Source organism: Actinomadura sp. CNU-125 (assembly GCF_001942465.1).
In the GTDB taxonomy this organism is placed as follows: domain Bacteria; phylum Actinomycetota; class Actinomycetes; order Streptosporangiales; family Streptosporangiaceae; genus Spirillospora.
Window position 1 is genome coordinate 25,983 of the sequence record NZ_MKJY01000333.1, and the last position, 21,070, is coordinate 47,052.

The following is a 21,070-nucleotide window of genomic DNA, read 5'->3' on the forward strand; positions in this document are numbered from 1 at the left end:
GTGTGTCGCGCCGTGCCCCCGGTACCGTCCGGGGGCACGACGCGCCGTCACGCGGCTAGGGTCGGCGGGCCGGTCACGGCTGGGTGAAGTCGTAGGCGGCGCTGATCGTCACCGAGGACGGGCACAGGAAGCCGCTGGTCCGGGTGGCGGGCTGGTCGGTGAAGGACGCGGTCCCGGGGATGTCGGTGGCGTTGTAGGTGCCGGTGAGGTCGCCCCGGTAGGTGCAGCCGATGGCGCTCATGGTGAAGCCGGTGAAGACGGCGGTGCCGTCGGCGATGCTGCCGGTCCAGGGCAGGCCGGTGGGGGTGACCTGGACGCCGCAGCCGTCGACGCCGGCCGCCGTGATGGTGAGGTCGCCGTCGCTGTCCACGGTGCCCGAGAGGGTGGAGTCGGTGCAGGTGGCGGGGATGCCGGCGTCGATGACCACGTCGCCGTTCAGGGTGGCGGTGAAGGGGCCCGGGGTCCAGGCGAGGGCGGGGGTGGCCGTCGCGGTGACGGTGAACGCGGCCGCGGCGAACGTCGCGGCGATGGCGGTGATCTTGGTGCGGTAGGACATGGGAGTCCTCTTTCCAAGGATGGGCGTTGGCGCCCGGGGGAGGGGGTCGCCAATTCGCGTATCGTCACACTCGGGAGGAGCCCGATACGAGAATCGGAGGTGGAAGCAGGAACCGCCTGTTCCGGGAAAAGGATGTTCCGGCCTCTATGGCAACGCGTCGCACATTGAACATAAGCATCGGACTTCGGCCCGTCAATACCTGTTCAGAAATCCCTTGATGATTCACGGGGCGCGCAACTTTAGGGCGCTATTAAATCGCGGACGCCGAAAAAGGTCCGCTTCCGTGTTCTTATTGCAGAGTTCGTTCCGTGAAGTGCGTATCGACGAGAGGGGCGATCAGATCAGGTAGATGACGAGCAGGGTGAGCCAGAGGACGGCGAGCCAGGCGTCGGTGGCGAGCCGAAGCGGGCGGGGGGCGTGGCGGACTTCCATGAAGTAGTGGATGATCAGGCGGCATTTGATGAGGCCGAGGACGACGATGGCGGCGACGAGCTCCTTGCCGACGGTCGTTCGGGCCTGGGATTCGCCGGGGGAAAGGAGCCAGGCGAGGACGGTCGTGGCCGACAGGGCCGCCCAGGCGACCAGGATCGCCCGCCTGTCACGTCGGGTCTGCGCGGTCACGGGTCACCTCATCAGGTAGAGGAGGGCGAAGATGACGACCCACAGCAGGTCGATCATGTGCCAGAACAGGACGCTCTGCTCGACGATGGCGGGTCGTCGCCTGTGGGGCGCGCGCAGCTCGCGTACCGCGATGCCCAGGGCGAGGAGACCGAACGCCACGTGGACGAGGTGGACGCCGGTGAGGACGTAGTAGAAGCTGAAGAACTCGTCATGGATCGTGTGGCCCTGGCTGAGCTTGGCGTACCACTCGTAGACCTTGACCAGGGAGAACAGGACGCCGCACGCGCCGGCGGTCACGAGCAGCCGCCGGGCGTCCCGCAACGCCTCTTCCCGGACGGCGAGCACGGCCAGGGCGGCGAACAGGGAACTGGTGAGCAGGATGACGGTGTTGACGACGCCGATGCCGACGTTCAGGTGCTGCTGGGAGGCGGTGAACTCTTCGGTGGACATGGCGCGGAAGACCATGTAGGTGACGAAGTAGCAGCCGAAGAAGAACAGGTCGCCAAGGACCATCACCCACATGTCCACGTCGCCGGGCAGACGCCGTTGCCGGGCCGGGGTGCGCGCGATGGTCATCGGGTGCCCTCCAGTTCGTAGAGGGCGGGGGTGTCCGCGGTTTCGCGACGGGCGGCTTTGCGGAGCAGGGCCAGGAAGCAGACGATCCACAGGCCGAAGATGACGATGGCGATGTAAAGGGTGATCGCGCCGTTCCAGGCGAAGGCGCCGGAATGGTACAGCCACATCTGGCTGGCGAGAAGTTCGGTGACGATCTGCCAGACGGTCACGTAGGCGAACCATTTGGGGAAGATCTTGTTCTTGTCGTAGATGATGGCGATGGCCAGGACGGTGTACGCGGCGGTGAAGCAGCCCAGAGACCCGTTGTAGGACAGCATCCCCAGGTCATAGAGCAGGTAGAGGATGTCAGGGGAGCGGTCGGGGCGGAACGACGCGGTCAGCCAGCAGACCAGCAGGACCTGGAACCCGGGGATGGCCCCCACGCCCATGGCGGCGATGTACGCGTAGGCGAGCATCCTGCCCGACGACATGCGCTTCATGAAGTAGCCGATGATGCCATTGGAGAACGCGGCGCCTCCGGCGATCACCAGCAGGAACACGAAGCCGACCTGGATGCCCAGTTGGTGCTTGTCGAACCACGCCTCGGCCTGCAGGGCGGTGACGTCCGGACGGGGCGGCGGGGTGGCCCGCCCGAGGAGGCAGATCCCGACCGTCAGGGCGGTGTAGAAGACCGAGAACGCCCAGTAGGCGAGCCACACCTCCCGCTTGCCCGCGCGGCGGTGTTCCGCGGGTCCGCCGGGGCCCTCCCGGGCAGGGGCGGCGGCCGTGTCCGTCATGACGTCACCCCCTCCTGCTCGGCCTGGCGGCGCAGCGCGGTGCGCACGACGAAGAACATCACCACGACGAAGAGCGCGAAGGCGCCGTTGCGCAGCCAGAACGACACCAGTCCGTCCCAGGCCAGCGGACCGTGGCGCACCACCGCCGCACCCGCCGAGGGCGCCATGGCCAGCGCGGTCGCCAGGGCGTAGTGCGCCACCCAGCGGGGGAAGATCGGCGCGCGGCGGTCGTCGGCGTAGACGGCGAGCGCCAGCAGGACGAACTGGGCGACCAGCATGCCGATCGGCGCGATGAAGATGATCCACGCCAGGTCGTTGAGCACCTGGATCAGTTCGTCGCCCCGTCCGGGCCGGAACGCGGCGACGGCGAAGAAGATGTTCGACAGCGCGAACAGCGTCGCGCCCGCCACGACGGAGGTCAGGTAGGAGAAGGCGTAGACGTGGCTCTCGCTGCGCATCCGCTGCATCTGCACCATGATCAGCACGAAGAACGGGACGATCAGGATGCCGAACAGGTTGAAGCCGACCTGGCTGAACTGGATCAGTCCGGTGTTGTCCCGGTAGAACGCGCCGACCTCGGCGGCGCTCATGTTCGGAGACATGGGCGGGAAGAAGCCAGGGAAGGCGACGAACAGCACCAGCAGGACGAGCGCGAGCACGGGCGCGGACCACAGGATCACCTGCTGGGCCCGCAGCGCCGAGAAGGCCGACTCCTCTTTTTCGGTGAGGACCTGCATACCTTCCTCTTCTCTTCAGATGGAAAGCACGTTCTCTTCACGCGTGAGGGGGCTTGTCACAGCTGGAGCATGCACGACTTCCTGACGATGGTCAATAATCTGGGTGCGCTAGGATCCGCTGCCATGGCACGAGTCACTCCCGGTTCGAAGGTTGACCATGGTCAGGGACGGGCGGTCCCGGTGCGCGCGCGTTCGCAGGCCAGCCGGGACGCGATCGTCCAGGCGGCACTCGCCCTCTGGCGCACCAAGGGCTTCGCCGACACCACCGTCACCGACATCTGCAAGGCCGCCGGTGTCTCCAAAGCACTGTTCTACGTCTACTTCGCCCGCCGGGAGGACGTGCTCATGGAGATCGAGATCTTCACCATGCGCGACGCCCATCGCGCCGCCCGGGCCGTCGCGGCGCGCCCCTACGAACTCGTCGACCTGATCCGCGCCGTCATCGACGTCCTGGAACGGGGCATGCGCCGCTACCCTCCGGACCTCGTCTTCGAAGCCGTCATCGAGACCTACCGGATCGAACAGCGCACTCTGACCGACGCCGGCGGCGACGCCGACCTCGCTTTCCTCTTCCGCGAACCTTTCGAGCAGGCCCGGCGCGACGGCCGACTGCCCCCGGACGTCGATGTGGAGCGCACCGCCCGGATCGCCCAGACCATGGTCGGGGACGGCATCAGGTCGTGGACCGCCCGACGATGCGAGCCGTCCCTGGCCGACGACCTCGCCAAGGAGATCAGCGTGCTGATCGGCGGAACCCCGGCGCCCTGAACAGGTTCGCGTCAGAGCAGCAGGAAGCCGATGAGCGGAAAGAGCCCACCGAGCAGAAGCACCGCTCCGATCAGGCTCGCCATGACCACCGCGAGACGCGCGGGTCCGGTGAGCACACTGGCGCTGTGCTCCGGATCGAGTGGATCGTAGGTGATCTCGATGCGGTCCGGTCCGGTACCGATGCGTTCGGCGTCCCTGTAATCCGACCTGTCGAGCCGTACTTCGCGTTCGCCGCCCTCGGCGTCGGTGAACTCGAACACCGTGCCGAGTTCACCGACCCGCGTCGCCACGACCGTGATGCCCCGGCGCCGCAGGACTCGACGCTTGCTCACCTCCGAGTTCACAAAGCCGAACAGGATCGCGCCCCCGAGCGTTGGCGCGGGGCTGCCCACGCCCCACAAGAGCGCCCATCCCGTCCCGCCGGCAACGATCATGAGGGTGAGCACGGCCACGTAGAACGCCGCGAACACGGCCGCCTTCAACGGCAGACCTCCCCGAACGCGCCGGGGCCGAGAACGAAGGTCGGCGACCACCTGCACCAGCGCTTCACCGTCTCGGCCGGTGGCCGCATCCTTTGCGGGCAGCGCACGGTTGACCACGTCCGCGAAGGTACTCACCGAAGCCTGGGAACCGCGGACGTTCAGGCGGTACACGGTGCTCGGCGAACCCCCGGCCGAGTGCAACGTGATCTCCACCGAACGCCGGTCACCGCCTGCCACGCGAACCATCTCTATGGCCTCGACCGGTATCCGCCTCCGAGTCCCGTCCTGGTCGAGAAGGAGCGCGTCCCCGTCCAGCCAGACCGCGTCAGAACGCCCGCGAAGGCGAATGGCGGGCATGGAGGCGGGAGGCCGTGTGGTCATGGGCGGACCTCCGGTGTGTCTAGAGGAGAAGAGACGGCCGAGGACGAACGCGGATCGGTGAGGCTACCGCAATGATCTTCCCTCGCCCCGCGCCTCGTGGTGACCGGAGGAAAGGAGGCAATCCGCAGCAGACCTAACGCGCCGAAGGATCAGCTCGAAGCCGCCGCCGAAGGTGAGGGCGATGGATGCGCGCCGAGCGGCACGGAACATCGAGCCCCGGTACATTCGCCCCGCCTGGTCGGGCGGCTGCCCATGGCGGCGCACCCGGTGATCACCTGACCGGGCTATCTCACCTCCGACGGCGCTTCGGCCGCCGGTGCTTGGAGGCGGGACGCTGTTGCGGTGGCTTCTTACGGGCAGGCTGTTGCTGGGGATTGCGGCCACGGGAGCTGTTGGGGGTGCGGCCGCGGACGATGCCGATCAGTTCCTCCATGAGGTCGGTCGTCACGGCCTCCAGCCAGGCCAGGCCGATCTGGGATTGAGGAGCATCGGTCACGGTTCGGTAGGTGAGGTCTTTGCGGTGGTGGAGGCGGGCCAGAGACTGCGGGAGCAGCAGGACGCCGGTTCCCGATGCCACCAACTCGATCGCGCCGGCGGTGCTCTCAGGACGGGTGAAGGCCGGTTGCCCGGGGCGCTCGTCCCAGGTCAGGACCTCGTCGAGCGGCTCGAACACGTCCTCGTCGGCGAGATCGGCGAGCTCCACTTCCTCCACCGCGGCCACCGCGTGATCCTTCGGCACCACGACCACGGTCGTCTCCAGGTACAGCGGGATCACATGGAGGCCCTCGCGGTCGACGGGCAGGCGCACGAACGCCGCGTCCACGCCACCGTTCCGCAGCAGGGGGACGACCTCGGTCGCCGGCATCTGCAGCAGGCGAAGCGGCACCTCCCGAACCCGCTCGGCCCACACCCCCGCCCACTTCCCGGGCGTCACGCCCGCACGTAGGCCAGCCGGAACTCAGCATCGGTCACTCCGCCACCCTAGTCACGTCCAGACAGTTCCCTCCCGCTGGCTACCCTTGAGGTCATGGGCACTTCCAAAGCAAAGACCCCGCAGACCATGAAATCCGCGACCGCGGCCAAGAAGCTGGGGATCCTGCTATCGGCAGCACCCGCCGAGTTCCAGGAAGGTCCTGTCTCCCGGGACGAGTTGAACGCGCTCCAAGCCGATCCGCCCACGTGGCTGGCGAACCTGCGCCGTGAGGGCCCCCACCCCCGCCAGGTCGTCGCCGCCAAGCTTCGCATCTCCGTCTCGGGTCTGGCCCGCGCCGGCATCACGGGCCCCCTCACCACAGCCGAGATCGAGAACCTGAAAGCCGAAAGGCCCGACTGGCTGGAGCGCGAGCAAGCCGTCCAAACCGAAGTTCGCAAAGAGGAACTCCGCCTCAAGCAGCAGCGCGCCAAGGCCTGACCCGCGGGACGCCCGGCCGCACGCACCGCTGTTCTCGATGTAGGCCGTATTGCTCAAGGCACCCTGCAAGGACGTGATTCACAGTGCCCGAAGGGCGCCTTTTAGAGGCTGAGATCCTGTGTTTCGCGGTCACGCCGCCCGCCGCGGTGGTTGAGGAGCAGGGCGAGGTTGTCGGCGGCGCCGGACCAGGGGGCGCGGGCGATGCCGTCCAGCAATAACAGGGAGAGCGGTCGCGGCTGGTCAGCGGGAAATTCGTCGGTGGTCGTCGCTACCGTCGCCAAGCATGACTGATGCGCATGTTGCTGAGGGGGCGACGGCTCTATGGAGTCGATCGAGCGGGGGGCCAGGCTGACAGATCCACGTTCAGGTGCTTATGATGGCCGAGATGAAGAACAACTCCTCGTATAGATCGGGGGAATCGTTCGCGCAAGGTGAGTGCTGATGGCACCCCACTTCGCGAACATTCCGGCCCATCTGCTGATGTGGCAGCGCGTGCGTGAGTACGCCGTACCACTGTCCATGATCGAGACTGCGACCGCACGGCGTGCGGTCGGTGACTGGGCGGGGGCCTGCGCTTCCGCTCGGGTCGACATCGATTTCGATCTGCGCGCCGTACGCGACCGCTACGGCACCGAGTTCGTCACCCGCCTCAGAGCGGATCTGCGTCGGCTGGCACCGGATCTGCTTCGCTGGCACATGCCCCGCATTGCTCCCCATGGGCGGATCCGACCCGGCCTGACCATCTCCCTCAGCCGTTACGGCGGTTCCGGCACCACGCCGTTGCAGTTGGTGGTGCGAACACCACCGGCTTGGGCGGACGCCGGTCAACGGATGTCCTTGGCCCTCTGGGACGAGCGCGGTGACGACGTACCGAGGCACCATCCGCACCCGCATCCCGCCCGGCGTTTCCGGCTCGACCTGCACCGGCATCTGTGGGACTCCAGCCGGTGCGGCGAACTGGCGTCGCGCTGCGGTGCGGACGCCGCGCCGGTCCCGGCACCGCTCGACCGGCCCGACCCGCTCGCCTGGCTGAACGGGCCGGTCCGGCCCGACCCCTCCGACGTCAACGATCACTCGTGGGCGTCGGCGCGGTGGGCCGCCGAGGCCGAGCTGTTGCTGGGGGCGGACGGCGACTCTGGCGGGGTCTTCACCGTGCGGCTCGGCGCACGGGACCGTAGGGCGTTCGAACTCGTCGCCCCCGATGACCACCACGTCCCGACGTTCCGGCCGCTTCGAGAGGCGCTGCCGCCTCAGGCGGTCGCGGCGCTGCCGGTGCTACCGGAGGCGGCGCCCGGGTCCTTCCGGATCTGGCGTTGCTGCGGGCCGGGCTGGTCGCCGCCGATCGGCTGCATCCACTTGTGGCCGAGGCGTTGTCGGCGTCCGGAGCAGAACCCGCGCCCGGGCCTGAGCATCAGCCCGGTGATCCCCACAGAGTGCAGTGCCGGGGCGAGGTCCACCGGATCGCCCTGCGGGACGGGGTGCTGACGGCGGTCGACCACGACCCGGCACAACTGCGCCGGGAAGAGCTGCTGGTGGCACTCGGTGGACCTGCGCTGCCGTGCCTTCGCGCGATCGACGCGGTGCACCGCGACCCGCAGGCGCTCCCCGCCGTCCGGGAGCGGCTCTGCCACGGCGATGTCTCCGGGGCGCTGGACGTGGTCGAAGGCCTGCTCGGTCCTGGTGCGGTCCTGCGCGACGGGCCGCTGCGCGAGACGCTGGAGTCGTCCGCGGCCCGCCGTCTCGACCACGGACTCTTCCGCTCCGGGCTGCGCCCCGTGCACCCTCCCGCAACGGGGCCCGCACGGCGCGGTCGGGCGCGACGCCGTACCAGTCCGGCACGGGCGAGCTGACCGTCCCGCAAAATCCTACGGCCCGGCCGCCCTACCGTCCTGCGGCCATGCCGTCCATTTCGAATACCCCCAGGTGATGCCCATGATCTCCACTGCCCTTCCGTCCACCTCGGTCCTGGCGACCGGGATGTCCGCCGACGCGTCCGGAACCGACGCGCAACTCGTTCTCGCCGACGACCTCTTGGCCCTGCTACGCGCCACCACAACCGAGGCACGCCCCGACGAGCAGCTCGAAGCGCTCACCCTGGCCGTGGCAGCCGACCTGCCCGTGCTGCTGTGGGGCGAACCGGGCATCGGCAAGACCGCGGCGCTGACGCAGCTCGCCGCCTCGCTCGACCTGCCGCTGACGACCGTGATCGCCAGCGTCCACGAGCCGACGGACTTCTCCGGGCTGCCCATCCTCGGCGACGACGCGGCGACGCAAGGAGTGCCCATGGCGCCGCCGCAGTGGGCCGTGGACCTCGTACGCGCCGGACGGGGATTGCTTTTCCTGGACGAACTGTCCACCGCCACTCCGGCCGTCCAGGCCGCGCTGCTCAGGGTCGTCCTGGAGCGGAGGGTCGGTGCGCTGCGACTGCGCCGGGCGTGCGGATCGTGGCCGCCGCCAACCCGCGGGCATCGGCGGCGGACGGATGGGAGCTGAGCCCGCCGCTGGCCAATCGGTTCGTGCACCTGTACTGGGTCCACGACCGGGACACGGTGGTGCGCGGGCTGGGCGGGGTCTGGCCCCGGGCGCAACTGCCCCGGCTGGTGCCGGAGAAGCTGCCGGAGGCGGTGGCGTACGCCCGGCGGGCGGTCTGCGGATTCCTGCAGGCACGGCCGACACTGATCCACCGGCTGCCGAGCACCGAGACACGCCGCGGCGGGGCCTGGCCTTCACCCCGGAGCTGGGAAGCCGCGCTGACACTGCTTGCCTTCGGTACGGCCGCGTCGGTCTCCCGGGAGGTGCTGGCGTCGCTGGTGCGGGGCGCGGTGGGGGACGGGCCGGGACTCGAACTTCTCGCCCACCTGGACCGGATGGACCTGCCGGACCCCGAGTCGCTGCTGGCCGACCCCGCATCCGCCGAGCTGCCGACGCGGGGAGATCTACGCCAGGCGACCTTGGAGGCGGTAGTGGCCGCCGTGGGTGCACGGCCACAGCGGGAGCGCTGGGAGGCGGGCTGGATGGTCCTGGTCCGGGCGTTGGAGACCGGTGCCGCGGACCTGCTGGTCGACCCGGCGAGGGTCTTGGCCTCGCTGCGGCGTGACGACTGGGAGGTGCCGGAGTCGGTGGAACGGCTGGCCGGAGTGATCGGTCTCGCCCGGCGGGCGGATCAGTCGGTACTGCGGGCCACGGGGACGGCCGACGCCGCGCGTACGGCCGGGGCGGGCCGATGACCAGGACCTCGAAATCTCCGACGGCCCGGCCCGCACCGCCGCGCCGAGTGCGGGCCGCCGTTCCGACACGCCCGACCGGCTCCGGCGAGCCGTACGGACCGTCCGGCCTCCCACTGGACCTGGACAAGTTGCTGGCCGCTCGACTGCACGCGGTGAAGGTCCGCCCCTATCTGGCGAGCGCGCTCTTCGCGCTGCACGTCGTGGCGGACCGTTCGGTACCGACGATGGCGGTGGACGCGCACTGGCGCTGCTACGTCTCTCCCGGTTTCGTCGCGCGCACCCCGGTGGAGGAGCTGGCGGGCGTCTGGGTGCACGAGGTCTCCCATCTGCTCCGAGACCATCACGGACGGGGCGAGCGGTACGCCGAAGACCACGGCGAGAACGGGCCGGGCGAGCGGCTGCGGCGCAACATCGCCGCCGACTTCGAGATCAACGACGACATCTACGGTGACGGTCTTCCCCGGCCCGCCGGGGCGGTCCTGCCGTCGATGCTGAGGCTGCCCGACGGGATGCTCATGGAGGAGTACCTGCGGACGACCTCTCTGTCCGGGCTCACGCCGGACCTGGCCTGGCTGGACTGCGGCAGCGGCGCCGACGGACAGGACCGTCCGTGGGAGTTGGGGCCCGATGGGGCGCACGGCCTGACCCGGCAGCAGCGGGACGCGGTGCGCTTCCGGGTCGCCGAGGGAATCAAGGGACGGCCGGGCGACGCGCCGGAAGGCTGGCGCCGCTGGGCGGACGAAGCGTTCCACCCGCCTCAGCCGTGGCGGCAGTTGCTGGGGGCGGCGGTCCGCTCGGCGGCGGGAGCCCCCGGGGCAGGAGAGGACCACAGCTACCGGCGCCCGTCCCGGCGCGCGGCCGCCGTCCCCGGTGTGCTCCTGCCGAGCCTGCGCCGTAAGCCGCCCCAGGTCTGCGTGGTGATCGACACGTCCGGATCGGTCAGCGATGCCGAACTGGGCAGCGCGCTGCTGGAGGTGGCGGCGATCACGCGGGCGGTGGGCGGCCGGCGCGACCTGGTGTCGGTGATCTCCTGCGACGCGGCGGCCCGGGTCGCCGTCCCGCTCTGCCGAGCCGAGAACCTCGAGCTGATCGGTGGCGGCGGAACGGATCTGCGCTCGGGGTTCACCCGCGCGCTCCGTTCTCGGCCCCGCCCGGACGTGATCGTCGCCCTGACCGACGGCCAGACCCCCTGGCCCGCCGAGCAGCCCCCTTGCCGCACCGTAGTGGGACTTTTTCCTCGCCCAGCGAGCGCGGTCGACGAGGAAGACCCCGACTATGCGCCGGACACCCCGCCGCATTGGGCCCGCGTTGTCACGATCAGCTGAGAAAGCGCGATGTGCGCGGCTCGATTTCAGGAAGGAACCGGTCGGCTCAGCGAGATCTCTGCGGACGAGCCCCGGCGAGCCGCCGCAGCAGCGACCGCTGCTTCACGATCTCGCCGCAGCCGCCGACGCTCCCCGATCTTGCCCCGGCGTGGTCAGTTCGGAGGCGACGGTAACAGGGCCCCGGCTATGCAGATCCGCCGTGGCGGCGAAGACGAACGACCTGGTTCAAAGGGGCGAACTGTCACCCATCGTCCGCCGGGTCAGCAGTTCTCCTGGTCGAGCCGCACCAGCAGGTGATCCACCGTGGCGACGAACCCTTCCAGGTCGGACGCCGGGATCCCGTCGAACAGCCGGGCCGCGCCCTGGTCGTACTCGCCGCGCAGGCCGCCCATGGTCGCGGTGCCCTTGTCGGTGAGCGCGACGAGCGTGGCCCGGCGGTCGTCCGGATGACGGCCGCGCGCCACGAACCCGTCGGCTTCCAGGGCGTCCACCAGCCCGGTCACGTTCCGCGGTGACACACCGATCGCGTCGGCCAGCGCCCGCTGCGTCATCGGCCCCCGCTCGTTGAGGTTCCACAGCACCGTCGCGCGGGCCCGCGACAGTCCCCGCGCGGCCATGCCCGCCTCCATGTACCGGTGGGTCACCACCGCCAGCGAGAACAGCTTCTCCAACGCCGCACCCGCAGGGGCGGCCTCCGCACCCAAAGATGCGGAACCATCATCATTGTGTAGTGACTTCACTATGTCGTAACCTCCGGAATGAGGGTAGCGCCCGCACCCTGGCGGGCAGAAGGAGGCGACAGCGATGAGCCGCACCACCGACCGGACCGTCCACAAGGCCGACAGGCGGGGACATCCGCTGTTCGCCCGGTTCTACGCCCGCGTCGCCCCGGCCATGGACGAAGGCGGCGTCACCGAACACCGCCGGACCCTGCTGGCCGACACCGGCGGGCGCGTCCTCGAAGTCGGTGCGGGCACCGGCGCGAACTTCCCCCACTACCCGCCCGGGGTCACTCAGGTCATCGCCGTCGAACCCGAACCGCACCTGCGGCGTCTGGCCGAGGCCGCCGCCGCGACCGCCCCGGTCCCGGTCACCGTCACCGACGGCGTCGCCGAACACCTGGCCGTGCCCGACCGCGCCGTCGACGCCGTGGTCGCCTGCCTGATGTTGTGCTCGGTCCGCGACCGCGACGCCGCCCTCGCCGAGATGCTGCGCGTGCTGCGGCCCGGCGGACGGCTGCACTTCTTCGAGCACGTCCGCGCCGGACAACCCGGACTGCGCCGCGCCCAGCGCGTCCTGGACGCCACGGTATGGCCGCGGCTCAACGGCGGCTGCCACCTCGCCACCGACACCGCCGCCGCGATCGACCGCGCCGGCTTCACCGACGTCCGGTCACGGAAGGTGAACTGGCCCGAAACCCGGCCGACACTCCCGTTCGCCCCGCACATCCTCGGCACCGCCGTCCGTCCCGAAGCATGACCACTGCCGCCCTCACTACCCTCGGCACCGCCGTGGCGACGGGCTCCGGCGGCGTGCCGGTGGGCGCGCAGGACTCATCTCAATTCGAAACAGGCCCTAACCGGGGGGCGAAAACGGCTCAAGTAGGGAGCAATGCTTGAGACCTGTGGATCGGTCGGGAAGGGGTGTACCTTCCCGGTGATCGTCTGAAGGTCTCACGCATGGCCGACACGCCAACGTCGGTCGGGACGGAACACCCATACTCACCGTAGTCCCAGACCCTGCCGACGGCGACCGTTCCGATGCTGTACCTGCACGGGCTTTCGTCAGGCGACCGCGTGCCCGCGCCGGGGCAGTTCCTCGGCTCGGGCAACGGCCCGTCGAGCTCGGTCATCACCAAGCTCACCGAGCAGTGGAAGGCCGACCGGCGCGGAATGCGCGCCCAGCCCTGGCGGTCGGCGGCCTAGGGTTCTGGGGCGCGCTACGGGAGGTGTTCCCGCAGGCCAGAGAACAACGCTGCTGGTTTCACAAGATCGGCAACGTGCTCGGTGCGATACCCGAGTCGGCGCACCCGGGAGGACAAGGACCACGCCCTGGCCACGGCGCGGGCGTTCGAGGCCGCCTACGGGCCCAAGTTCGGTAAGGTCGTCGACGACCTGGACGAACTGCCGGCGTTCTACGACTTCCCTGCCGAGCACCGGGGGCACCCGCGTACCACGAACCCGATCGAAAGCACCTTCGCCATGGTCAGGCACCAGACCAAGGTCACCAAGGAGCCCGGCTCACGTGCCGCCGACCCGGCCATGGCGTTCAAGCTCATCGAATCCGCCCAGACCCGCCGGCGGGCGGTGAACGCACCCCCTGGTCGCCCTCATCCGCGCAGGCGCACCGTTCACCAGCGGCAAGCTCGTCGAACGATCCGACGACCAAGCAGCCTGACCCAGCAGCCTACGGAAGGATCAAACGATGACCGCGACCATCGACAAAATCGCCTGGATCCACCTGGACAACGGCAAGATCCTCAGCACCCGTTCACACGGCAAGGACGTCTACTACATCCCCGGCGGCAAACGCGAAGAAGGCGAAACCGACCTTGACACCCTGATCAGAGAAATCGACGAAGAACTCGCCATCGCCATCGTCCCGACCACCGCCACGCACGTGGGCACCTTCCGTGCGCAAGCCCACGGCCACGCCGCCGGCATCACCGTGCAGATGACCTGCTACACCGCCGACCACCAGGGCGAGCCGACCCCCAGCAGTGAAATCGCAGAACTCGTCTGGCTCACCCACGCCGACCGCGACCGGGTATCCCCCGTCGACCAGATCATCTTCGACCACCTACATCAGGCCGGCCAACTCCACTGACACGAAAGACCCGATCCACAGGTATTGACTATTCCTCTGAAGTAGGGACGGGATCGGCAAGGCCGCAGCGAGGTCGCTCATGTTGCCTGCCGGGGCGGTGTGATCTAGGTAGCGTAGCGGCGCGTGACGCTTCCTCCGGCGGAGTACTACGCCAGCCTGCCCACGCATATCGCGGGCACGGGAGCGATCCTGCACGATCCGCAGGGACGGATCCTGCTCGTCCAGCCCTCCTACCGCACCGACACTTGGGAGATTCCCGGCGGCGCGATGGACGTTGGCGAATATCCCTGGGAGACCGCGCGGCGGGAGGTCAAGGAAGAACTCGGGCGCGGCCTTTCGCCCGGCCGCTTGCTCGTCGTCGACTGGGTGCCGCCCCAGCCCGACGGCCGCCCGGCCCTGGTGAACTTTTTGTTCGACGGCGGGCGGCTCACGCAGGCCGAGGCCGAGGAACTGCACCTGCAGCCCGAGGAGTTGATCGCGTGGCGGCTGGCGGGCCCCGCGGAATGGGGGCATTTGCTGGCCCCGCACATGGCGCGGCGCATCGCCGCATGCGCCGACGCGCTCAGCACCGGCAGTACCTTCTAACTGCAGCACGGCCGCCGTCTGACCGACGCCACAAGTTGACCTCTCGGGCAGGCGACGTCGCGTCCGGACACCTCAGGCGTTGGCGTTCGGTGAGGCGTTCGCCCACTGGGCGGCTTCCGTGCACTGTCGATGTCCGAGTGCTCTGCACGGCCGACCTGCACCGATGGATCGGATTGCAGCGGAGTACGGGTTGTCGTGCTGTCCGTGCTCCTGTGCGCGGTGGGGCGATCTCGTTCGTGCTCGTGTGCGCGCCCCGCCGATTCTGGCCTTGGTCGGGGTCCGTTTGGGACACCGAACGAGCCCCTGTCCGGCGCCAGCGTCAAGACAGCCGCCTTGCGGGAACGCCGTCTCATATAGGTAGTTCACAAAACTGTCCGGCGAAGGGGATCAAACGGTACGTTGGCCGGGTGGGTGAACTCATCGGCTACGGCAGATGCTCCACCGTCCCGAAAGACCGTGCCGCGCTCACCGAGCAGGGTTCAGGCGTGGGCGCGTCATGACCGCGGGACTGCGCGTCATCGAGTTCACCGTTCGACGGCGGCCCGGCTCGCAGGTCCGCGAGGTGGTACCCACGATCGACGGTCGGTTGCTGCTCGACCTGATCGACCGGTTCGAGGTCGGCTCGGGCATGCGGCCGGCCGGTGGTGCCTACGGCGGCATCATTCCCGCGTACTACCGGTACGGGCCGCTCGACGAGCACTTCCTGGGCAAGGCGAACCCCGGGCTCGGCCCCAAAACCGCGGTGCTGGGCTGCGAGTGCGGCGAAGTCGGCTGCTGGCCCCTCATGACCCGCATCACGCCGACCGGGAACCTCGTCGTATGGGACGGCTTTGAGCAGATTCACCTCCCGACCCGCGACTACACGGCGTTCGGGCCCTTCCTGTTCGACCGTGCGCAGTACGACCAGGCGCTCGACGCCCTGCTCCGCATCGACGTACTCGAGCGAGAAGACTGAGGTCAAACCCGACCGCTTGCAGAGACTTCTGCCCGAACGACGTTTGATGAGCGGAGGGCGCGCCTGGTGAGCTCATTGGTCTGGTCCGGGTCAGCGCCGACAATTAAAAGACCCGGCGGCGGCAGCATGATGACCTCGCCCCGATCTGTTGGAAGGTGTTCGCGCAGAGGATGAGCGGCAGACTGTCCACCGAGGATCGGCCCGCGCTGCCGGAGGCGCTGTCGTACATTCGCGACGGCGACATGTTGACCGTTCAGGAGGTCGACCGGCTCGGCCGTAATCTCCTGGAGGGCATCACGGCCGGGGAGCGCACCGAACGCTCGTTGATCCTGGTCCGCCGCGAGCGCGGGGAGTCCATCCGCACCAGCGCCGGAGGTGAAGGTCTCGGTCGGCGTCGCGCACAGGACCCTGACCGAACAGGCTTGGCCGCACACGGATTGATCGGGACCGGCGAGTGGGCCTGCGGGAGGCGTGAGTGGAAGCGTTGCGCGATGACGACCCGCGAAGCGCGGGACATACCGATTGGAGGCCCGCCTGGGTGGCGGCGGGATGGGACAGGTGTTTCTGGGGCGCTCCCCGGGCGAGCGGCCGGTAGTGATAAAAATGATCAGGCCGCACCTGCCCCGGGATCCGGAGTTCCAGCGCCGCTTCGCGCAGGAGGTCCGCGCGGCCGTCCCTGGAGAGCATGCTTGCGCGGCTGGCCGCCCCCATCGTCCCGCTGGGGACGCCGGGCCAGGGACTGGCCGTCAGCGACCTGGGGCTGCTTCCCGACGATCCAAGTGTTCGGGGTGGGTGTGAGGTCGTGCTCGACTACCTGCGCGAAAAGATCACCTATGAGAACGAGTAGTGGATGTTCGACGACGACGTGATCATGTTCGCTGTGGCAGGGCTGAAGCACGAAGACCCCCAGTGGATCCGGGCTCAGACCCAAACCTCTGCCTGGCCCCAAGATCTCATCTTCGACCTGTTGGTCATGCTGAGTGACCCCCCGGACAAGATCGAGACACTCTTTCCAGGCCGCAGACACGAACGCCACTTCGGGTTCTGGTTTCCGAACTCGCCGACACCACCTGCCGCAGCACAAGATTGACCGCCGTCCGGTTCAGCGGTGTGATGAGTAGCAATCCCTGAGTTCGCTGCGTTCTCCGTAGCCGCTGTAGTCCCAGGACCTGGGCTCCTTTGTGGAACAGGTGCCGAGACCGGCCATCGGACCATGGTTCTGGACTCCGCAGTGGTCACGTTGGCGGGATCCGCCGGGCGCAAGCCGTGTGGCCTCGGTCCGTTGATGAGCGGGGGAGGCCATAATGGGGGTGTGCCTTCAGTTCTCGTGATTGGTGTAGATCCCCATTCGGTTCCCGGGATGGACGGAGACTTGGTCCTATCCCTGCTCGACAAGGACTTGGAGCGTCTTCACGGAGAGGGCATCGAAGCCGTCTCGGCCCTGGTTCGGATTGACGAGCCGCCTGAGGCCGCCGTGGTCACGCCTTTGTCCGAACAGGAGTGGGATGTCGTTGTCATCGGCGGCGGCATTCGTAAGCCGGAGCCTCTCCTGGCCTTGTTCGAACAGGTCGTGAATCTTACTCGCCGATACGCTCCAGGCGCTGCGATCGCCTTCAACGCCAGCATCGACGACACCTACGAAGCCGCCAGACGCCGCCTGTGATGGCTGAACCGTGGGCCCGGCGGCGGATCTAGGAGCTTCGTGAGCGGATCGCCGAGTTGAGCGGGCTGTTGGAGGTCGCGCAGGACCGGCTGTCTCGGCTGGTGATCTCGCGGGAGGCGGTGCAGGAGGTCCTGGGCGAGACCGCCCGGCCGGTAGGGAAACCGTTGTCCGGGGCGGCCTGCGTGACCCGTCGAGGCGGCGGGCAACAGCGGCTTGAACAGCCCGATCGTCGCTGCCTCTGGAGGATCCTTCCGCGCGTGGTGGTCGTCGGCCTGTCGGCGAGTGTCACGGGTCGGACGGCCGGGACGAACCCGTTGAGGCGTGCGAAGACCGTGCCGAGATTGGTGCCCGCCGGTCGGTGCGGAGAAGTGGTTCATGACCGCTCCAAGATCGTCGGGATGAATGGAGCCGTGATCAAACCGACGTCACCCTGGGAAGGGGGCGGTCGAAACACGGCATGGTGGCAAGTGATCAACGAACTGATCGGGCAGCTACCTGCTTCATGTCCGCCGAAAGCGCTGTGGAGATGGTACTTCCGCAACTCGACCGGCTCGTCGCCTCGCGGTGACGAGTAGCGCTCAATGACGCGAAACGCTCACCTCGACCGGTGACGTAGGCGACCGTTGTCATTACTCTCTGTGTCCGGAGGTGGGTGATGAGTCCCGAGGCGGGAGAGACGGCGACGAAGCTTTTGAAGGACATCGTCGACGATGAGGTGCTCTGTTCCTACAAGGAACTGGTCGTGCGCGGGGGCTGCCCGAGCAGCGAGGCCGCCGAACTCCTCGGCGGCCCGCGGATGGTCGCGACGCTCACCGAGGCGGGGATGGCCTACGTTGAGCCCGCCGGCCCGGCTCTCGAACCGCGATTCGTCGCGGTCTCTCCCGAACTGGCCTTGCAGGGCAGTCTCGCCGCGCTCTCGCGCAGGCTCGTCGCGCGGCAGGAGCGGCTACTGGAGGGGCACCGCCGTATGGCTGAGGCACACCCGTTCCCAGGGGTTTTCGAGGCCGTCGAGAACCGGTCGGTTCGGGTCCTGACCGACCGGGCCGAGATCAGCGACGTCTCACGCGCGCTTCTCAGCACCGCGCGGCACCACTGGCTGACTCTCGAGAACTTCGTGATGGAACGGCCGCTGGAAGAGCTGGTCGCGATGCCGCCGCTGCCCACGTTCGAGAACGACGTCAAGTGCCGCTGCATCTACCAGGCGTCCTGCGCCGAATCGTCGGTCGGTGCGCGGATCATCGAGATCCACACGAAGGGCGGCGAGGAGGCTCGGATCCTTCCGCGGATCGTCATGAAGATGAAGCTCGCCGATGAGGCGGTGGCGCTGCTGCCGACCGGTGTCTCCGGGGCGCTGCTCGTGTGTTCTCCCCTCATCGTCGGGGGCCTGCGGCAGTACTTCGAGTTGCTGTGGGAGCGGGCGGTCCCGATCGGCGCGGAGCAGGCCGAACCGCCCTTGAGCGCCGTCCAGCAGAAGATCCTGCAACTTCTGGCAGAGGACATGACGGACGAGCGGATCGCGCGGCTGCTCGGCATCACGTCCACCAGCGTGGGCCGGCACGTCGCCGCCATCTGTAAGGAACTCGGGGCCGCCAGCCGTGTGGCCGCCGGTGCCGCAGCCGCCCGGCGCGGCTGGATCAAGTGATGTCCAGAGAGTGGAGAGTTCCGTGTCCGAGTACCTCGACTTCGTGCCCCGGGAACGCTTCCGTTCCACCCTGGCCGTTTCTCCGGACGGGACGGCGGTGGCGTACTCCAGCAACGCCGCCGGAACCTACGACCTTTGGACGATCCCCCTCGTAGGAGGACGGCCGCGTCGGCTCACGCACTTGACGAGTCAGGCGGTCTCGCAGATCGCCTGGTCGCCGGACGGCAAGAGCCTGGTGTTCACCGCCGACCGGGAAGGCGACGAGCAGTACCGGATCTACACGATCACCGCCGACGGCGAGGACCTCACCGAGCTCGGCTCCGGTCCCGACTGCCAGCGCGTCCTCGCCGACGACCCGTTCGACGCGGACGGACGGACCCTCATCTACGCGGCGAACGACCGCGACGCGACCGTCCAGGACATCATCGTCCGGGACCTGTCCGACGACTCCGAACGCCGCATCAGCCCGCCCACCGGCGTGATCTTCACCCCCGTGCGGATCTCTCCCGACGGACGGTGGCTGACGATCGCCGGTAGCCGCTCGAACACCGACGTCGCCGCGTATCTGATCGGTCTCGGCGACGACCGTTCCGATCCCGTATGCCTCACCGTCGAGAACGAGGGAGCCTTCTTTTCTCCGGGGCCATGGACGCCGGACTCGTCCGGTTTCTACTTGCTCACCGACCTGTGGGGTGAGTTCACCGCAGTCGGCCTGTACTCCCTCCGCGACGCATCGCTGAACCAGATCACCACCGACGACTGGGACGTCGAGTTGGTCGAATCCACCGACGACACGTTGCTGTGGGCGGTGAACGAGAACGGACGGTCGACCCTTCACGCACGCAGAAAGGGCGGCATCGCTCAACTCCCGGAGATCCCTCACGGCGTGGTCGACGTCCTGACGCCGGTGCCCTCCACCGGCCAGGTCGTCCTGCAGATCGACTCACCGTCCCGCCCCAAGGACATCGGGGTATTCGACCTCGGCACCGGCTTCCGGTACCTCACCGATACGCGTCCGCCCGCGCTCCGGACGTCCTCCGGCGTCGAGCCCGACATGGTCAGCTATCCCGCGTCCGACGGACGGAACGTGCGCGCACTCCTCTACCGTCCGACGACACCCGGACCGCACCCCGTGCTGCTGTCGATCCACGGCGGCCCCGAAGCGCAGGAACGTCCCCGATACGCGTACACGGGCCTGTACCAGCACCTCCTCGCCAACGGCGTAGCGATCTTCGCGCCCAATATCGCCGGCTCCACCGGCTACGGCCTCGCCCACCGCATGCTGATCTACCGCGACTGGGGCGGCGTCGACCTGGACGACCTCGACCACGCCGTCCGCCACCTGCAGTCGCTCCCCGGCCTCGACACCGACCGCATCGCCGTGATGGGCGCCTCCTACGGGGGATTCGCCGCGCTGTCCTGCCTCTCCCGCCTCCGCCACCACTGGACGGCCGGAGTGTCGATCTGCGGCCCCACGAACCTCCTCACCCTCGCCCAGGCATGCCCGCCGACCTGGAAGACGATGGTCGCCAGCGTCCTCGGCGACCCGGACACCGACGCCGAACACCTCCTCCGGCGCTCACCCGTCACCTACTCGGCCGCGATCGACGCACCGCTGTTCGTCGTCCAGGGAGCCCGCGACCCGCGCGTCCCGCAGGACGAGTCCGACCAGATCGTCTCGGCGGGCTGTTCCGCGTCCTGCAGTGCGTGCTGGACGGGCGCTCGTTCGTCCTGCTGCCCCGCTTCGAGGTCGCCGCGTGGGCGGCGGCCGTCCGTCGGCACCGGCCCAGACGGCGAGCCTGGTCCCGGCGGCGCTGCGCATGGTGCTGGCCTCCGACCTGACCCGCGACGACCTGGTGTCCCTGCTGTCGGTGGTGCCGGGGACGGCGCCGCTGGACCCCGCCGACGCAGACGCGTTCACCGCACGCTTCGGCGTGCCGGTGCTGCGCTCGTACGGGGCCACGGAGTTCTGCGGCGGCGTCGCCGGGTAGAACCTGGCCGACCATCGCCGGTACGCGGCGGCCAAGCGCGGCAGCGTCGGACCCGGGCTGCGGCCTGCGGGCGATCGGCCCGGACGGCGCGGAACCGCCCGCGGGGGAGGTCGGCGTGCTGGAGGTGCGCCCCGCCCAGTTCGGCGACGACGCGCCGTGGACGCGCACCACCGACCCGGCCCGCATCGACGCCGACGGTTTCCTCTACATCGTCGGACGTGCTGACCAGACCATCATCCGCGGCAGATTCAAGATCCACCCCGGGCACGTCGCGTCGGTCCTGGAACGGCACCCGTCGGTGCGGGCCGCCGCGGTCCTGGCCGTACCGGACGCGCGGCTCGGCGAGGTCCCGGTCGCGGTGGTCGAACCGCGCCCCGGACGGACGCCGCGCCGCGCGGACCTGCTCGATCACGCGAGTGGCGAACTGGCTCGGTACGAGATTCCGGTGCGGGTCCTGTTTGTCGACGTCCTGCCCCGGACCGCGTCGGGCAAGGTCGACCTTTCGGCGGCGCGGAGACTCGCCGTTCCGGAGGAGGGCACCGAATGAC

Annotated in this window: 25 protein-coding genes and 3 pseudogenes; 20 read left to right on the forward strand and 8 right to left on the reverse strand. The window is 68.9% G+C overall.

Annotated features, from left to right (window positions below):
• Nucleotides 1-73: 73 nt before the first annotated feature.
• The 5 genes from BJF79_RS31805 to BJF79_RS31825 all read right to left on the reverse strand — a co-directional run bounded on the left by BJF79_RS31805 (nucleotide 74) and on the right by BJF79_RS31825 (nucleotide 3,266).
• Nucleotides 74-556, reverse strand: coding sequence for a hypothetical protein (locus BJF79_RS31805; protein ID WP_075902989.1), 483 nt, complete (start codon nucleotides 554-556; stop codon nucleotides 74-76).
• Nucleotides 557-892: 336 nt separating this feature from the next.
• On the reverse strand, nucleotides 893-1,177 hold the full coding sequence (locus BJF79_RS31810) for a cytochrome C oxidase subunit IV family protein (protein ID WP_075902991.1): 285 nt from the start codon (nucleotides 1,175-1,177) through the stop codon (nucleotides 893-895).
• 3 nt (nucleotides 1,178-1,180) lie between these two features.
• Nucleotides 1,181-1,753, reverse strand: a complete 573-nt coding sequence (locus BJF79_RS31815; RefSeq protein ID WP_075902993.1) for a cytochrome c oxidase subunit 3 — start codon at nucleotides 1,751-1,753, stop codon at nucleotides 1,181-1,183.
• Entirely contained in the window at nucleotides 1,750-2,529 is a 780-nt protein-coding gene (locus BJF79_RS31820; RefSeq protein WP_075902995.1) for a hypothetical protein, read from the reverse strand. The genes BJF79_RS31815 and BJF79_RS31820 overlap by 4 nt, the downstream gene beginning before the upstream one ends.
• Nucleotides 2,526-3,266 carry a hypothetical protein gene (locus tag BJF79_RS31825; protein WP_075902997.1) on the reverse strand — a complete coding sequence of 247 codons (741 nt, stop codon included), beginning with the start codon at nucleotides 3,264-3,266 and terminating at the stop codon, nucleotides 2,526-2,528. The genes BJF79_RS31820 and BJF79_RS31825 overlap by 4 nt, the downstream gene beginning before the upstream one ends.
• A gap of 123 nt (nucleotides 3,267-3,389) precedes the next feature.
• Here BJF79_RS31825 and BJF79_RS31830 point away from each other — a divergent pair, with 123 nt between their 5' ends.
• On the forward strand, nucleotides 3,390-4,034 hold the full coding sequence (locus BJF79_RS31830) for a TetR/AcrR family transcriptional regulator (protein ID WP_075902999.1): 645 nt from the start codon (nucleotides 3,390-3,392) through the stop codon (nucleotides 4,032-4,034).
• Between the two features lie 11 nt (nucleotides 4,035-4,045).
• Here the strand turns inward: BJF79_RS31830 and BJF79_RS31835 are convergent, their stop codons facing one another.
• Nucleotides 4,046-4,753 (reverse strand): hypothetical protein, encoded by a 708-nt coding sequence (locus tag BJF79_RS31835; protein WP_143220474.1) that lies wholly within the window; start codon nucleotides 4,751-4,753, stop codon nucleotides 4,046-4,048.
• A 433-nt stretch (nucleotides 4,754-5,186) separates the two neighbouring features.
• On the reverse strand, nucleotides 5,187-5,831 hold the full coding sequence (locus BJF79_RS31840; protein WP_083734306.1) for a LysR family transcriptional regulator substrate-binding protein: 645 nt from the start codon (nucleotides 5,829-5,831) through the stop codon (nucleotides 5,187-5,189).
• Nucleotides 5,832-5,924: 93 nt separating this feature from the next.
• On the opposite strand from BJF79_RS31840, the gene BJF79_RS31845 reads away from it, so the two are divergent.
• From BJF79_RS31845 to BJF79_RS31860, 6 genes are all read left to right on the forward strand, one after another.
• Nucleotides 5,925-6,308, forward strand: coding sequence for a DUF5997 family protein (locus BJF79_RS31845; protein ID WP_075903003.1), 384 nt, complete (start codon nucleotides 5,925-5,927; stop codon nucleotides 6,306-6,308).
• Nucleotides 6,309-7,139: 831 nt separating this feature from the next.
• Complete coding sequence (locus BJF79_RS62475; RefSeq protein ID WP_262402827.1) at nucleotides 7,140-7,793, forward strand: hypothetical protein; 654 nt, start codon at nucleotides 7,140-7,142, stop codon at nucleotides 7,791-7,793.
• Complete coding sequence (locus BJF79_RS62480) at nucleotides 7,742-8,158, forward strand: hypothetical protein (RefSeq protein ID WP_262402828.1); 417 nt, start codon at nucleotides 7,742-7,744, stop codon at nucleotides 8,156-8,158. Before BJF79_RS62475 ends, BJF79_RS62480 begins: the two co-directional genes overlap by 52 nt.
• An 82-nt stretch (nucleotides 8,159-8,240) precedes the next feature.
• The gene (locus BJF79_RS62485; protein ID WP_262402829.1) at nucleotides 8,241-8,801 is read left to right on the forward strand and encodes an AAA family ATPase; all 561 of its coding nucleotides are present in this window, start codon (nucleotides 8,241-8,243) and stop codon (nucleotides 8,799-8,801) included.
• Nucleotides 8,753-9,535: a hypothetical protein gene (locus BJF79_RS62490; RefSeq protein WP_262402830.1), complete on the forward strand. Its 783-nt coding sequence runs from the start codon at nucleotides 8,753-8,755 to the stop codon at nucleotides 9,533-9,535. The genes BJF79_RS62485 and BJF79_RS62490 overlap by 49 nt, the downstream gene beginning before the upstream one ends.
• A gap of 128 nt (nucleotides 9,536-9,663) precedes the next feature.
• Entirely contained in the window at nucleotides 9,664-10,860 is a 1,197-nt protein-coding gene (locus tag BJF79_RS31860) for a DUF2201 family putative metallopeptidase (RefSeq protein WP_262402831.1), read from the forward strand.
• 260 nt (nucleotides 10,861-11,120) lie between these two features.
• Here the strand turns inward: BJF79_RS31860 and BJF79_RS31865 are convergent, their stop codons facing one another.
• Nucleotides 11,121-11,531 carry a MarR family winged helix-turn-helix transcriptional regulator gene (locus BJF79_RS31865; protein ID WP_083734310.1) on the reverse strand — a complete coding sequence of 137 codons (411 nt, stop codon included), beginning with the start codon at nucleotides 11,529-11,531 and terminating at the stop codon, nucleotides 11,121-11,123.
• Nucleotides 11,532-11,664: 133 nt separating this feature from the next.
• Between BJF79_RS31865 and BJF79_RS31870 the strand changes: the two genes are divergently transcribed.
• The 13 genes and pseudogenes from BJF79_RS31870 (at nucleotide 11,665) to BJF79_RS67510 (ending at nucleotide 21,069) form a co-directional block, all read left to right on the forward strand.
• Complete coding sequence (locus tag BJF79_RS31870) at nucleotides 11,665-12,339, forward strand: class I SAM-dependent methyltransferase (protein ID WP_075903007.1); 675 nt, start codon at nucleotides 11,665-11,667, stop codon at nucleotides 12,337-12,339.
• A gap of 266 nt (nucleotides 12,340-12,605) precedes the next feature.
• Nucleotides 12,606-13,257 (forward strand): annotated as a pseudogene (locus tag BJF79_RS51770) (transposase); the annotation flags it as partial.
• 27 nt (nucleotides 13,258-13,284) lie between these two features.
• Nucleotides 13,285-13,686, forward strand: coding sequence for an NUDIX hydrolase (locus BJF79_RS31880; RefSeq protein WP_075903011.1), 402 nt, complete (start codon nucleotides 13,285-13,287; stop codon nucleotides 13,684-13,686).
• A 123-nt stretch (nucleotides 13,687-13,809) separates the two neighbouring features.
• Nucleotides 13,810-14,271: an NUDIX domain-containing protein gene (locus BJF79_RS31885; RefSeq protein WP_075903013.1), complete on the forward strand. Its 462-nt coding sequence runs from the start codon at nucleotides 13,810-13,812 to the stop codon at nucleotides 14,269-14,271.
• Nucleotides 14,272-14,767: 496 nt separating this feature from the next.
• Nucleotides 14,768-15,226 (forward strand): hypothetical protein, encoded by a 459-nt coding sequence (locus tag BJF79_RS31890; RefSeq protein ID WP_075903015.1) that lies wholly within the window; start codon nucleotides 14,768-14,770, stop codon nucleotides 15,224-15,226.
• A 140-nt stretch (nucleotides 15,227-15,366) separates the two neighbouring features.
• Nucleotides 15,367-15,528: pseudogene (locus BJF79_RS62495) on the forward strand (recombinase family protein); the annotation flags it as partial.
• A 383-nt stretch (nucleotides 15,529-15,911) separates the two neighbouring features.
• Entirely contained in the window at nucleotides 15,912-16,073 is a 162-nt protein-coding gene (locus tag BJF79_RS56090) for a hypothetical protein (RefSeq protein ID WP_158079353.1), read from the forward strand.
• A 3-nt stretch (nucleotides 16,074-16,076) separates the two neighbouring features.
• Complete coding sequence (locus tag BJF79_RS31900; RefSeq protein WP_075903019.1) at nucleotides 16,077-16,316, forward strand: hypothetical protein; 240 nt, start codon at nucleotides 16,077-16,079, stop codon at nucleotides 16,314-16,316.
• A 270-nt stretch (nucleotides 16,317-16,586) separates the two neighbouring features.
• Nucleotides 16,587-16,889: a hypothetical protein gene (locus BJF79_RS31905; protein ID WP_262402832.1), complete on the forward strand. Its 303-nt coding sequence runs from the start codon at nucleotides 16,587-16,589 to the stop codon at nucleotides 16,887-16,889.
• Between the two features lie 56 nt (nucleotides 16,890-16,945).
• Entirely contained in the window at nucleotides 16,946-17,464 is a 519-nt protein-coding gene (locus tag BJF79_RS62500) for a hypothetical protein (RefSeq protein WP_262402833.1), read from the forward strand.
• Nucleotides 17,465-17,685: 221 nt separating this feature from the next.
• Nucleotides 17,686-18,531: a LuxR C-terminal-related transcriptional regulator gene (locus BJF79_RS31910; RefSeq protein WP_143220476.1), complete on the forward strand. Its 846-nt coding sequence runs from the start codon at nucleotides 17,686-17,688 to the stop codon at nucleotides 18,529-18,531.
• Nucleotides 18,532-19,585: 1,054 nt separating this feature from the next.
• A pseudogene (locus tag BJF79_RS67505) lies at nucleotides 19,586-20,200 on the forward strand (alpha/beta hydrolase family protein); the annotation flags it as partial.
• Between the two features lie 620 nt (nucleotides 20,201-20,820).
• Entirely contained in the window at nucleotides 20,821-21,069 is a 249-nt protein-coding gene (locus BJF79_RS67510) for an AMP-binding enzyme (protein ID WP_410050166.1), read from the forward strand.
• The last annotated feature ends 1 nt before the right edge of the window (nucleotide 21,070 follow it).